A 12333-nucleotide genomic window follows, 5' to 3' on the forward strand; every position below is an offset into this window, starting at 1 on the left:
ACTTTTCGATCCTCAGACCTTTTTACCCAAGGAGAAAACAGATGAAAGACGCCTACATCGTATCTGCCGTTCGCACGCCCGTTGGCCGCGGCGTAAAAGGCACCCTCCGCAACACTCGACCCGACGACCTCGCTGCGCTGGTGCTGAACGAAGCCGTCAGCCGCGCCGGAGTCGAGGCCGACATCGTAGAGGACGTGTACCTCGGCTGCGCGATTCCCGAAGCCGAGCAGGGGCTGAACGTGGCCCGCCTCGCCGCGCTGCGTGCCGGGATGCCCGACTCCGTGGGCGGCGTGACTGTGAACCGCTTTTGCTCCAGCGGCCTGCAAACCATCGCCATGGCGGCGGCGGCCATTCAGACTGGGCAGGCCGACGTGATGCTGGCCGGTGGCGTGGAAAGCATGAGCATGGTGCCCATGAGCGGCCACAACCCCAGCCCCAACCCCGACCTGGTGGACACCCGCCCCGGTGCATACATCGGCATGGGCATGACCGCCGAGAACGTGGCCGAGAAGTATGGTGTGAGCCGTGAAGACCAGGACAAATTTGCCCTCGCCAGCCACCAGAAAGCCGCCGCAGCGCGTGATGCGGGCCGGTTCAAGGAAGAAATCGTGCCAGTGCCGGTGCAGGTGGATACCCTGAAAGGCACCAAGCTCAAGTCCGAAACGGTCAGCTTCGACACCGACGAGCTGATTCGTGACGACGCCAGCCTGGAAGCGATGGGCAAGCTGAAGTCGGCCTTCAAGGTGGGCGGCAGCGTGACCCCGGCCAACTCCAGCCCCTTTTCGGACGGTGCCGCCGCTGTGCTGCTGATGAGCGGAGAAAAGGTCGAGGAGCTGGGCGTGAAGCCTCTGGCCCGGTTCCTGGGCTTTGCGGTGGCGGGCGTGGACCCCGAAATCATGGGCATCGGCCCGGTGGCGGCCATTCCCAAAGTGCTCAAGCAAACCGGCCTTGCTCTAGACGACATTGACCTGATTGAGCTGAACGAAGCGTTCGCGGCCCAGAGCCTCGCCGTGGTGCGCGAGCTGGGCATTGACGAGAGCAAGCTGAACGTGAACGGCGGCGCCATCGCCCTGGGCCACCCGCTCGGCTGCTCCGGCGCCAAGCTGACCACCAGCGCCATCTACGAACTGCGCCGGCGCGGCGGCGGCAAGGCCCTGATTACCATGTGCATCGGCGGTGGCATGGGCGCAGCGGGCGTGATTGAGGTGTACCCGGCTGAAGGTGAGCAGGCAGCGGACTAAAGCCGAACTTCGACTGAGGGGCGCTTTCCGCAGTGGGAGCGCCCCTTTTCTTTGCGCCATGCACTACGCTCCCTTCATGGCTCGCCGTAATTCCCAGTCCACCTGGCCCGAAGCCCCTCTGGCCGGGGCCGTCCCTCCCTGCGCCCTGTGTGAGCGCGAGGTGCCCGAACTCGTGCAGCATCACCTGATTCCCATCCTGGCGGGCAAGCGCCGGGGCATCAAGCCGCAGGACCTGCCCACCGTAGGGCTGTGCCCGGCCTGTCAGCAGTACCTGCACAGCACCTTTTCCATAGGTGAACTGGCGACCGAGCTGAACACGCTGGAAGCCCTGGAGCAGAACGAGCAGGTGCAGAAGTTCGTAAAGTGGGTGCGTAAACAGCCCGCCACCAAAGGCGTAAAGGCGAAGGGGCGCGAGTAGTCAGCGGCCTTCGCGGGCGAACTGTTCCAGCGCTGCCCCAGCGTCGGCAGCGCTGAACTCTCCGCGCAGCTTCAGCCGTGTGCCGGTGCCCGCGTCATATTCGGCCAGTCTGCTGTCCACGTACTGCACCAGCACACGGCGTCCGTCAGGCGAGAGGCGGGCGTCTACGCTCCCGGCCCCGCCCGTCTGGGCTGCGCCCTGCGGGTAAGGCAGGCGGGAGATGGTGGCGATATGCGCGCCGGTTTTGGCGTTCCAGACGGAGACAGGGCCGTAAGAATGGCTGGATTGCCGGATAAAGGCCATACGTTCACCATTTGTACTGAAAGTGACCTTGCCATCGTAAAAGCTCTCGCGCTTGTCGTTGTAGACAAAGGCTATGCGTTCCAGTGTCGCCAGGTTCCAGAGCGTTGGTGAGGGAAGATAGCCGGGTCGGCGTGAGTCTGCCATTCCCTTCGAGCCGCTGAAATCCAGCAACAATCGCTGACCATCAGGCGTGAAATCAGCCCCGAAAATGCGGGAGGACTGGCTCAGAAAAGTCTTCACCCGCTCTCCCTTCTCCACGTCCCAGAGCTGCACGTAGCCGCTCCCGTCTGCGATGTTCAGCAGCCATTTCCCATCCGGGCTGAACTTGCTTTCCGTCACCGCGTTCAGCCCCGATGTCGTCGCCTGGAACAGCAACTGTTCGCCGCCGTAGACCCGCATGGTGGCCTGACCAACAGGCGTATCTTTCTGAATATCAGCCCGAAGTTGGGCAGAGGCGGAGGCGCACAGCAGCAGCGTGAGCAGGGGCAGGAAGAGGATCCGCATCTTCCGAGTCTAGAGGTACCGCTTGAACCAGGCCACCGACCGCTCCAGCGCCACATTCAGATTGCGGCTGAGGTTGTGGTCGTCATTCGGGTACACGTAGCTGGCGACCGGCTTTTGCAGGTCGCGCAGGCGCTGGGCCAGCCGGGTGTGGAACTCGGTTGGCACCTCTTTATCTGCCGTGCCGATGTGCAGTTGCAGTGGCCCGCTGAGATCACGCAGGTACGAGTTGGCACTCAGCTTGGCCCAGAACTCCGGGTTGTCTTTGGGGGTGCCGTAGCGGTTTACGACGTCTATCCGCCGCTGCCGCACCGCCGCGCTGATCCTCACGGGGACGTCGTGCGGCCACTCGTAGGCCAGCTGAGAGTAGTCGCCCACCACCCCGGCAAAAATCACCCCGGCCTTGAGGCCTGGGTCAATCGAATCGTCATGGCCCGCAGCGCCAGAAACCCGCCCATCGAGTGGCCCCAGATGCCCAGGCGCTCCCCATTCACGCGGGGGTCGCGGCGCAGGTCAGGGTTGAACGTCACGAAACCGCTACGGGCAAAGGCGTCCTGATAAGCCAGGTAGCGCTCGGTGGTGCGGTACACGTTGGGCGGCACGTAGCCGTGAATAAAGGCGACAGCAGGCTAGCCCCCACGCGGCGGCGAGCCGCCCGGCACCGTCAGCAGGCCGTCAATCCGCAGGCCCTCGGACTGGTAACTCACCAGGTAGCGGCCATAATTCGCGCCGGCACTCAGGGTCTGGCGCACGGTAAAGGCGCTGCCCGGATAATTCCAGGTCCGTGCCTGCCGGATGCTCAGGTCGGTGATCTCGTCGGAATAAGGACTGGCCGCCAGCGCCGGGGGGGCGGCCAGCAACGCGAGCGCCAGCGTCAGCACCTGTTTTCGCATGGCTGAGCCTAGGGCAGGAGGCCGGAACGCAGGGTGCAAGCAGATACGGTCAGAACCTATTCCAGCCGCAGCGTACCCTTTAGCGGCCCCAGCGTATTTCCCACCTCCCCACCGAACCAGAACCCGCTCAGCATGTAATCGCCTGCGGGCAAGCCGTTCAGATTGGCGCGGTATTGCATCCGCTGACCTTCGGGCAGGACCAGCACGCCGCCTTCGCAGGTGGGGGCGTCCCAGACGGGCGTCAGGGTCAGCCACAGCGGCTCATCGGCGCCGCCTTCACTTAGCCGGGTCACCTTGACGCTGGGTGGCTCGCTGAGGGTGCAGGGATAGCTGGCGGTCACACCTGCTGGGCTGCTGACGCGCAGTTGCACATCTATCGGTTCACCCACGCGGCCAGGGCGCTCCCACTGGTATGGGGTGGCGAGCTGCCAGGTGGGTGGCGCATTCACGGGCTCGGAGGTCTCCGTCTGCGCCTGTCCAGCGCTGGCCAGGGCAGATAGGGTCAGGGCAAGTATGACGCGCTTCATTCCTCCATCTCCTGCATGGCCTGCAGCACATTCGCCATGTGCTCATCCAGTGGCACGCCCAGTTCTTCGGCGGCCTGCTGCACTTCCTCGCGGTTCACACCTGCTGCAAACGAGGGGGTCTTGAAGCGTTTTTTCACGCTCTTGAGTTCCAGATTCCGGATGTCCTTATCGGGCCGAATCAGCACAGCGGCCTGAATCAGCCCGGTCAATTCGTCTACCGCAAAGAGGGTCTTGGAGAGTTGGGTGGTGCGCGGCGTGCCGGTGTAGGCGGCGTGGCCCATGATGGCGTCCAGCACGTCGGCGCCTACGTCGGTGTTCTGGCGCAGATAGTCCACGCCCCAGGTGGGGTGCTGCTCCGGGTGCAGTTCGTAGTCGAAGTCGTGCAGCAGTCCGGTGACGGCGTACTGTTCTTCGTCCTCGCCCCAGTGCCGAGCGTACCAGCGCATGGCCGCTTCAACATTCAGCATGTGACGCTGCAGCGACTCGCTGGGGGTATGTTGGCGCATCAGATCGTAGGCGTCTTGACGGTTCATGCGGCAGTTTAACTCTCCTGTACACGGCTCTGGTCTACGCTGTTAGACGGCATAAGGTGTGGTGGGCTGTGATCGCTGCCTAAGAGAAGACAGAGTAAAGGGAACCGGGCAGCGCAGGGAAGAAGGCCCTGACCCGTTTGGTTTATGGTGAGAGGCGACGTGACCTTTTCCGACTGGCAACCTGATCCCCGCCCCTGGCACAACCGCGCCCGCACTGCACAGGCAGCCCCTGGCTTCTGGGCGACGCCAAGCACGCCCGCCGCAGTGGCAGCGGCTATTGCGCAGGCAGCCGAGCAGAGCCTACGGGTGCGTCCGGTGGGAGCAGGAACGGCCCTCAGCCCCTTGGCCGCTGGGCAGGAAGTCATGCTCAGCGTGGCGGCGCTGCGCGGCGTACAGGCGCTGGACCGGGACACTGGAACGGTGACGGTCTGGGCCGGAACGCCCTTGGGCGAGTTGTCGGCGGCGCTGGACAGTCACGGTCTGGCGCTGGAAGGGTTGGGTGGACACGCCGCGCAGACGGTGGGCGGGGCGGTGAGTACCGGAGTGCATGGCAGCGGCCTGGGTAGCTCCCGACTGGCCGCCAGCGTGACCGAACTGGTCCTGATAGACGCCCAGGGTTCTGCCCACACGTTGCGCCCTGGCGATGCCTATTTCGGCGCAGCGGCACTCTCGCTGGGAGCGCTGGGCGTCCTGACCAGCTTGACCCTGCGGGTACGCCCGGCCGCCCGGCTGCGGCTGGACCCCCGCGCGGTGAGCTGGGGCGAACTGATGGCCCTGGGACCGGAGTACGCCCAGGCTGCTCCGCTGGTGTCACTGACCTGGCGACCAGATCAGGATGATGCCGAAGCCGTACTGCTGCGCCGCGCCTGGCCTACCGAGGCCGAAAGTGGTGGGGACCGACCAGCGACAGGGGCTGGGCTGGTGGATGGGGCCGCCCGTGCCCTAGCGGATCTGGGCGGGCAATTCTCAGCCCTGCCTGCGCCAGTGCGTGGGCTGCTTGAGGGCCGCACCCGCAGTGAGGGATTGCTGGCCCCTCAGCATGCGCTGCTTGCAAGTAGCGAGGCCCTGCGTGAGATGGAGTACGCTGTCCCGCTGGCCGCTCTGACCACCACGCTGCGTGATCTTCGTAGCGCCCTGGCCCGCGCCTCAGCAGCGGGAACGGCGCTCCAACTGCCGGTGGGGGTGCGCTTTGTGGCAGCGGATGATCTGTTGCTCGGCACTCCAGTAGGGGAGGGACAGGCGGTCCTCACCCTGGCAGCGCCGCTTCAGCTGCCGCCCGAAGTAACCGGGCCTCATTTCCGCGAGGCTGAAGGTGTATTCCGTGCACATGGGGGCCGCCCTGCCTGGGGCCGCCTCCACGGCCTGGGCGAAACCGAACTGGCGGCACTGTATACCGGCTGGGCCGATTTTCGCGCCGCCCGTGACTATTTTGATCTCCAGCGGCGCTTTGGCAGTCCCTACCTGCGGCGAGTGCTGGGCGAGTAGGGCAGCGGGGAAGGGGAACAGGAAAACCAGGGGTTCTGAGTGTCAACCGGTCCTCCACCCGGCAGGACACATAAGCAACGGAAGATGGATCAGGCTTAGGCGGTCTGCGAAGGCGCGTCACCATCTTTCGGGGTCCCTCCCCGCGTCTTCCACAGGCTGTAGAGGATGCCCCCGGCCAGCAGCGACAGCGTGACGCCCAGGCTGATTTCGGCGTCTACTTTGCCGAACAGCTGCCCATAGAAGATCTTGCCGCCGATAAAGATCAGCACCAGCGAGAGCGCCGCCTTGAGGTATTCAAAGCGGTGAATCAGCGCTTCCAGCGCGAAAAACAGTGCCCGCAGCCCCAGCACCGCGAAGATGTTGGAGGTATAGACGATAAAGGGGTCGCTGGTGATCGCGAAAATGGCCGGAATGCTGTCTACCGCGAACACCAGGTCCGCGGCCTCTACCATCAGCAGGGCCACCAGCAGCGGGGTGGCGTGCCGGCGTACCCGCCCAGCGGCGTCGGGCAGCGACACCAGAAATTTCTGGCCGTGCAGCTGCGGCGTGATCGGCATGACCCGCCCCAGCGCCTGCACCAGCGGATGACGCGCCGGGTCGGGGGTGTGGTCGCTGCCGCCGCCCAGCAGCATCCGTACGCCGGTCACGGCCAAAAAGACCGCAAAAATCCACATGACCCAGTCGAATTGCGATACCAACGCCGCGCCCAGGCCGATCATGACCGCCCGCAGCACCAGCACGCCCAGGATGCCCCAGAACAGCACCCGGTGCTGATAGGCCCGGGGAATCGCCAGCGCCCCGAAAATCATGCTGATGATAAAGACGTTGTCCAGCGCCAGCGCCTTTTCCAGCGCGAATCCAGTGAAATATTCCATCCCGCTCTGCGGCCCTAAGCTCACCCACACCCACATGCCGAAGGCCGCCGCCGCCGCAATATAAAACGCACTCAGGCCCAGGCTCTGGCGCACGCCGATGGTGCCATCATCGCCGCTGCGCCGCCGCCCCAGCACGCCCAGGTCAAAGGCCAGCAGCGCCAGCACCGTGCTCAAAAAGACCAGCCACATATAAGTCGGCTGTCCCAACCACATACCGCTGAACACTCCACTCAATTCCATTGCTGCGCTCCCCGTCACCGCTGTGGTTGGTGCTGCCAGGGCCACAAAAAAGCCTGGACAGGCCAGCCGCATCTTCGCGGTGTCTGTCCAGGTCTTGCGGTTGCGCTCACGGGCCGGATGAGACTTTGTCTCAGCGGATTGACGGCTCCGGAACACCCAGCCTTGCTGGGTCGCTACTCCCCTAGATGGGATTTGTTATAGCGCAAATGGGCAGAGGCAGGCCTTAATCCAACTGTGGCTGAATGATGCCGCTGGCGAGGTCGTTGAGCGGGGTATTCGTCATGCGGACCAGCAGGGCGTGGCCGAGGTTTTCCGGCTTGGCGAGGACGGCGGCGGTGTCGGTGACGAACTGCTGCGGCTGCTCCCTGACGCGCAACTCGGCCCAGCCGCCTGCCTGCACGGGGGCGGTGGCGACGTAGTACCCGCCCCCGTCCTTTGGCTCAGGCATCACCAGCATGACGACTTCTCCGGCGGGCAGGCCCGTCTGAACGCGGCGGGACAGCTGGGCCGTTGCCGGAGATGCAACGGTCGGCAAGACGAACTCGCACGTTTTTTCGTCTGGACACTCTGCCGTGCCTTCAAAGACTTCGGGCAGCAGGGTGGTGACGAGCGGGAAAGAGAGGTCATCTAAGAAGCGCTGGGCTTCGCTGGCGGTGGCCAGGCCGAAATCTACATTCAGCCCGCTCACCTGCATCCCCAGCCTTGGCAGAGGCGTGAGATAGGCATCCGGGACAATTTCGGTCAGGGATTTAAGCACAGTGGCCGCTGAGTAATACACCTCCCCGTCACGGCGTAGCTGTGAAGGCAGCTGGATGGTCCTGGTGCCTTCATGCAGGCCGGTAGAGATGGTCAGCGCGTCTCGGTACACCTGACCATCTAGGGTTTCATCGGCTACTGCGGCGGTCATTCCGGCAGCCTGGGCCAGTTGACGAACGGTACTCAGGGCCAGCAGGGCATTCTCCTGGCAGCCACCCAGACCGTTGAGGGGTTCATGGTCTGTGCCTGGGATGCAGAGCAAATTTCCGCTGAGGATGGGGGCCAGGAGTTGCTGCTCAGGCAGCACGCGGGGGGACTCGGTGATGGCCTGCGCCTGGGGCAGCAGCATGCCGCTGAGGCCCAGGGCCGCGAGGCCGCTGACAAGGTTTTGGCATGGTATGCACCCGGAGCATTCCGGCGCTGACGAGCAGGGGAGACCCCATATCGCGCAGTGCCTGAGAGAGGGCTTGGTCGTAGGGCAGGCCGAAAGCGTGCAGATGGTCGGCGCGGGTCAGCAGATGTTCTTCCAGCTCGTCTTGCGCGGCCTGGCGCTGCTCACCCAGCAGGCCCAGCGTGGCGAGGCGCAGGTAACGCGTGAGCGCGGCGGAGTGGACCCCAGCGTGGGCGGTCATGCGACGCTCCCGCCCAGGCGGCGCACCGCCCCGGTGAACTGCTCGAATTCCTGGCGCTTGTGGGTGAGGTGGCGCTGGCCCTCGGCGGTCAGGGCGTAGTAGCGGCGCGGCTTGCCGTTGCGTCCTACTTCGCCGCTTTGGGAGCGCAGCCACCCGGCTTTTTCCAGGCGGTGCAGCGCCGGATACAGGCTGCCCTCACGGAAATCGAAATAACCGTCGCTGCGGCTGCGGGCCGCCTGGATGATGGCGAAGCCGTACAGCGGCTGGTCTTCGAGGATGCTCAGCAGAATCAGGTCGAGGTGGCCGCGCAGCAGATCCGGGCTGGGAAAGTCGGGCATGGATGGTTTCCTCCTGGGTGGGCGTGGGCCTGCCAGCGTCCCGGCAGGTTGCGGCCCTACAAAGCCTTGTCTGTCTACATGAAGAACTACCGGGTGCGGACCGATGCAGGTCGGTCAAACCCCGAGCGAGAGCGAGAAGGTAAAGAGGAGTCATCGGTGGAAGTGGAGCACCTCCGGGCGCTTTTCCCGGATGGGCGAAACTGTAACCGACGACTACATAGTGCGTCTGGGTATTCAGTTTGTCAAGCCCAGTCTGTCTAGGTATTACTGAGGTGGTGCTTTTGCTCCATCTTGCTCAGGATTGGCGCACGGTTCTGCCCCATTGTTGGTGGCAAACAGAGTCATCCCTGCCGATGCTTTAGCCTGAGCCCCATGTCTGCCGAGCGCCCCCGCCTGAAATTGTCCGTCTCACCCGCCGCCGAGCGGCATCTGCGGGCGGGGCATCCCTGGGTGTACGAGTCCAGCGTACGCGGCCAGAACCGCGACGGCGACGCCGGAGAGCTGGCCGTCGTCTACGACAAGCGCAACCGTTTTCTGGCGGTGGGCCTGTACGATCCCCATTCGCCGCTGCGGCTGCGGGCGCTGCACGCGGGCAGCCCGGCCACCATTGATCTGGGGTGGTGGCAGGCCCGCTTTCAGACCGCACTGGACCGCCGCGCCGCTCTGTTCGGCGCAGATACCGACGGTTACCGTGTCCTGAACGGCGAATCCGACGGCTTTCCGGCATTGGTGGTGGACTGCTACGCCGACACGTTGGTGCTGAAAGTCTACTCGGCAGCGTGGTTCCCGCACCTGCCGCTGATATTAGACCTGCTGGCGGGTGCGTTTCCCAGTTTCCGGGCGGTGCTGCGCCTCAGCCGCAATATTCAGGCGCTGGCCGCAGCAGTGGGCCTCAGCGACGGGCAGACGCTGGTGGGTGAGCCACCTGCGGGGGCCGTCATTTTCCGCGAGTCGGGCTTGGCCTTCGAGGCGGACGTGGTGCAGGGTCAGAAGACCGGATTTTTTCTGGATCAGCGGGAGAACCGACGCCGGGTGCGCGATCTGGCACGGGGCAGGCGGGTGCTGAATGCCTTCAGCTTCAGCGGGGGGTTCAGCCTTTATGCGGCGCAGGGTGGGGCCAGTGAAGTGGTTAGCCTGGACATTTCGCGGCACGCCTTGCAAAGCAGTGAGCGCAACTGGGCACTGAACCCGCAACTTACCGCGCCGCACCGAACCGTGCAGGCCGACGTATTCGAGTGGCTCGGTGGTCCCGGCGAAACCTTCGATCTGGTCATTCTGGACCCGCCCTCACTGGCCCGCCGTGAGGCTGAGCGGGAAGGGGCCATCCGCGCCTATCACAAGTTGGCGCGCGATGGGATTGCCCGGTTGGAACGCGGCGGATTGCTGCTGAGTGCCAGCTGCTCGGCGCACGTCAGCGCGGAAGAGTTCTGGGACACGGTCCGCCAGGCCGCCGAGCGCAGTGGCCGGAACTGGCGTGAGGTGGCGAAGACTCAGCATGCCCCGGATCACCATGCCAGCTTTGAAGAGGCTCAGTACCTCAAGGCGATCTACTTGCAGTTTGAGGAGTGATTTGAACAAGGAGAGCTGACAGCGTAGCGGACGGCCGGCTAGCGGTGGACTGGGCGGGGGTATTCGCTTAACCGGTTGGATCGGTTTCAAAAGCCAAATGTTCCCATTCCCCCATCCCCGCAGTTGCTAACGTAGCGGTCATGACGCGTCCATCTTCCACCTTTTCGGTGGCTCCATCATCTGAGGAAGACCCGGCCAGGCATTCCCCGCTGCGCCCGGCATCGCTGCTGTCCGCCCTGCGGCCCCTGTGGGACATTGCTCGGCCCCACCGCCCCCTGTTCTGGCTGGGCCTGCTGGCGGCCTTGCTGTCCAGCGGTCTGAATCTGGCCTTTCCGCTGCTGATGGGCCGCCTGGTGGACGCCTCATTCCTGCAGGTGGGCAGCACCGACACCGCGCTGCTGGACCGCACGGTGGGTTTGCTGCTGGGCCTCTTTGCGCTGTCGGCCATTTTCGCGGCGGCGCAGTCCTACCTGCTGGCGCGGGTGGGGGCCGGGGTGGTCGCCACGCTGCGGGAGCGGCTGTTCGGGCACCTGCTGACCCTCTCACCGCGTTTCTTTGCCGAGCACCGCACTGGTGACCTGACCAGCCGCCTGACCGCCGACGTGGGCACGGTGCAGGGCGTCAGCAGCACGGCGCTGGCCGGCCTGGCCACCCAGACCGTCACGCTGATCGGTGGGGTCATTCTGCTGGTGACCTCCAACCCGCGTCTCAGTCTGTACGCCCTGGTCGGGCTGCCGCTGATTATCGGCGTGGCGGTCGTGATCGGCCGCCAGATTCGCCGGATCAGCCGCGAGTTCCAGGATGAGGTGGCCGGGGCCAACGCCAGCGCCGAGGAAGCCATCAGCGGCGTGCGGGTGGTGCAGAGCTTCACAGCTGAGGATGTCGAGCGGGGGCGCTATGGCCGGGGCGTGCGGGCCAGTTTCGAAGCGGCGCTGCGCCGCGCCCGCTGGCAGGCGCTGATGGGCGGGACCATGTCGTTTTTGACCTTCGGGTCATTGGCGTTGGTGCTGTGGTTCGGCGGTCGGCAGGTCATGGCTGGGGACCTGACCCCCGGTGCGCTGATCGCCTTTCTCTTTTACGCCATTCAGGTGGCTGGGGCCATCGCGGGTCTGACCGGGCTGGTGAACCAGTTTCAGGAAGCGGCGGGCGCTTCGGGCCGCATCTTTGAGCTGATGGGTGAACGCAGTGATTTGAAAAGTCCAGTCACACCCCTGGAACTGTCCGCGCCGCGTGGGCGGGTGCGCTTTCTGGATGTGGGCTTTTCGTATGGGGACAGCGCCGTCCTGAGCGGCATTTCGCTGTCCGTCCAGCCGGGGCAGACCGTGGCACTGGTTGGCCCCAGCGGCGCAGGCAAAACCACGCTGGTCAGCCTGTTGCCGCGCTTCTGGGATGTCACGTCGGGCCAGATTGAGCTGGACGGCCACGACCTGCGGGCCTACGACCTCAGGCAGCTGCGCTCACATATCGGGTTGGTGCCGCAGGACACCCAGCTGTTCAGCGGAAACGTGCGTGACAATATTCGCTATGGCCGCCCGGATGCCCCAGAAAGTGAGGTCGAGGCCGCCGCGCAGGCCGCCAACGCCCACGACTTTATCTTAGAACTGCCGCAGGGGTACGACACGGTGGTTGGTGAGCGTGGTCTGCGGCTGTCGGGTGGGCAGCGTCAGCGCATTGCCATTGCGCGGGCACTGCTCAAAGACCCCCGGGTGCTGATTCTGGATGAGGCCACCAGTGCGCTGGACAACCAGTCTGAAGCGTTGGTGCAGGCCGCGCTGGACCGCCTGATGCAGGGGCGCACCACTTTCGTGATCGCTCACCGCCTCAGCACCGTGCAGCACGCCGACCAGATTCTGGTGATGGACCAAGGGCAGATCGTCCAGCGCGGCACCCACGCTGAGTTGCTGGAGGCGGGTGGCCTCTACGGCGAGCTGCACCGCACCTGGGCCGAGCAGCAGGGGCAGGTGGATACGGGCGTCTCGCCGCAGTTGGCCAGCTCCCCGGTGCGCTGAGCCGCAGCTGTGT

The 12333-nt window shown here is 65.0% G+C and carries 15 protein-coding genes; 5 read left to right on the forward strand and 10 right to left on the reverse strand.

Annotation, left to right across the window (positions count from 1 at the left end; genetic code table 11):
• Nucleotides 1-41: 41 nt before the first annotated feature.
• Nucleotides 42-1241: a thiolase family protein gene (locus LMT64_RS00730; protein WP_126352874.1), complete on the forward strand. Its 1200-nt coding sequence runs from the start codon at nt 42-44 to the stop codon at nt 1239-1241.
• 76 nt (nt 1242-1317) lie between these two features.
• Complete coding sequence (locus LMT64_RS00735) at nt 1318-1659, forward strand: HNH endonuclease (protein ID WP_170166044.1); 342 nt, start codon at nt 1318-1320, stop codon at nt 1657-1659.
• Here the strand turns inward: LMT64_RS00735 and LMT64_RS00740 are convergent, their stop codons facing one another.
• The 6 genes from LMT64_RS00740 to LMT64_RS00765 are packed head-to-tail and all read right to left on the reverse strand — an operon-like array spanning nt 1660 to nt 4416.
• Nucleotides 1660-2466 (reverse strand): WD40 repeat domain-containing protein, encoded by an 807-nt coding sequence (locus LMT64_RS00740; protein WP_126352878.1) that lies wholly within the window; start codon nt 2464-2466, stop codon nt 1660-1662.
• Between the two features lie 9 nt (nt 2467-2475).
• Complete coding sequence (locus LMT64_RS00745) at nt 2476-2841, reverse strand: alpha/beta hydrolase family protein (protein ID WP_229253255.1); 366 nt, start codon at nt 2839-2841, stop codon at nt 2476-2478.
• Between the two features lie 14 nt (nt 2842-2855).
• Nucleotides 2856-3065, reverse strand: coding sequence for an alpha/beta hydrolase family protein (locus LMT64_RS00750; protein ID WP_229253256.1), 210 nt, complete (start codon nt 3063-3065; stop codon nt 2856-2858).
• A gap of 27 nt (nt 3066-3092) precedes the next feature.
• A complete protein-coding gene (locus tag LMT64_RS00755) occupies nt 3093-3356 on the reverse strand; it encodes a hypothetical protein (protein WP_229253257.1) in 264 nt (87 codons plus the stop codon).
• Between the two features lie 56 nt (nt 3357-3412).
• On the reverse strand, nt 3413-3883 hold the full coding sequence (locus tag LMT64_RS00760) for a hypothetical protein (protein ID WP_126352880.1): 471 nt from the start codon (nt 3881-3883) through the stop codon (nt 3413-3415).
• On the reverse strand, nt 3880-4416 hold the full coding sequence (locus tag LMT64_RS00765; RefSeq protein ID WP_126352882.1) for an HD domain-containing protein: 537 nt from the start codon (nt 4414-4416) through the stop codon (nt 3880-3882). Before LMT64_RS00765 ends, LMT64_RS00760 begins: the two co-directional genes overlap by 4 nt.
• A 159-nt stretch (nt 4417-4575) precedes the next feature.
• On the opposite strand from LMT64_RS00765, the gene LMT64_RS00770 reads away from it, so the two are divergent.
• Nucleotides 4576-5901 (forward strand): FAD-binding protein, encoded by a 1326-nt coding sequence (locus tag LMT64_RS00770; RefSeq protein WP_229253258.1) that lies wholly within the window; start codon nt 4576-4578, stop codon nt 5899-5901.
• A gap of 95 nt (nt 5902-5996) precedes the next feature.
• Here the strand turns inward: LMT64_RS00770 and LMT64_RS00775 are convergent, their stop codons facing one another.
• The 4 genes from LMT64_RS00775 to LMT64_RS00790 form a co-directional block, all read right to left on the reverse strand.
• The gene (locus tag LMT64_RS00775; protein ID WP_126352906.1) at nt 5997-7016 is read right to left on the reverse strand and encodes a TerC family protein; all 1020 of its coding nucleotides are present in this window, start codon (nt 7014-7016) and stop codon (nt 5997-5999) included.
• A 223-nt stretch (nt 7017-7239) separates the two neighbouring features.
• Entirely contained in the window at nt 7240-8121 is an 882-nt protein-coding gene (locus tag LMT64_RS00780; RefSeq protein WP_126352886.1) for a hypothetical protein, read from the reverse strand.
• Complete coding sequence (locus LMT64_RS00785) at nt 8069-8404, reverse strand: permease prefix domain 1-containing protein (protein WP_126352888.1); 336 nt, start codon at nt 8402-8404, stop codon at nt 8069-8071. Before LMT64_RS00785 ends, LMT64_RS00780 begins: the two co-directional genes overlap by 53 nt.
• Nucleotides 8401-8742 (reverse strand): PadR family transcriptional regulator, encoded by a 342-nt coding sequence (locus tag LMT64_RS00790; protein WP_126352890.1) that lies wholly within the window; start codon nt 8740-8742, stop codon nt 8401-8403. Before LMT64_RS00790 ends, LMT64_RS00785 begins: the two co-directional genes overlap by 4 nt.
• A 372-nt stretch (nt 8743-9114) precedes the next feature.
• Between LMT64_RS00790 and LMT64_RS00795 the strand changes: the two genes are divergently transcribed.
• Nucleotides 9115-10311, forward strand: coding sequence for a 23S rRNA (cytosine(2499)-C(5))-methyltransferase (locus LMT64_RS00795; protein WP_126352892.1), 1197 nt, complete (start codon nt 9115-9117; stop codon nt 10309-10311).
• A gap of 140 nt (nt 10312-10451) precedes the next feature.
• Complete coding sequence (locus LMT64_RS00800) at nt 10452-12320, forward strand: ABC transporter ATP-binding protein (RefSeq protein WP_126352894.1); 1869 nt, start codon at nt 10452-10454, stop codon at nt 12318-12320.
• Nucleotides 12321-12333 lie beyond the last annotated feature (13 nt).

Origin of the sequence: Deinococcus radiophilus, from assembly GCF_020889625.1 — a bacterium.
GTDB classification, from domain to species: domain Bacteria; phylum Deinococcota; class Deinococci; order Deinococcales; family Deinococcaceae; genus Deinococcus; species Deinococcus radiophilus.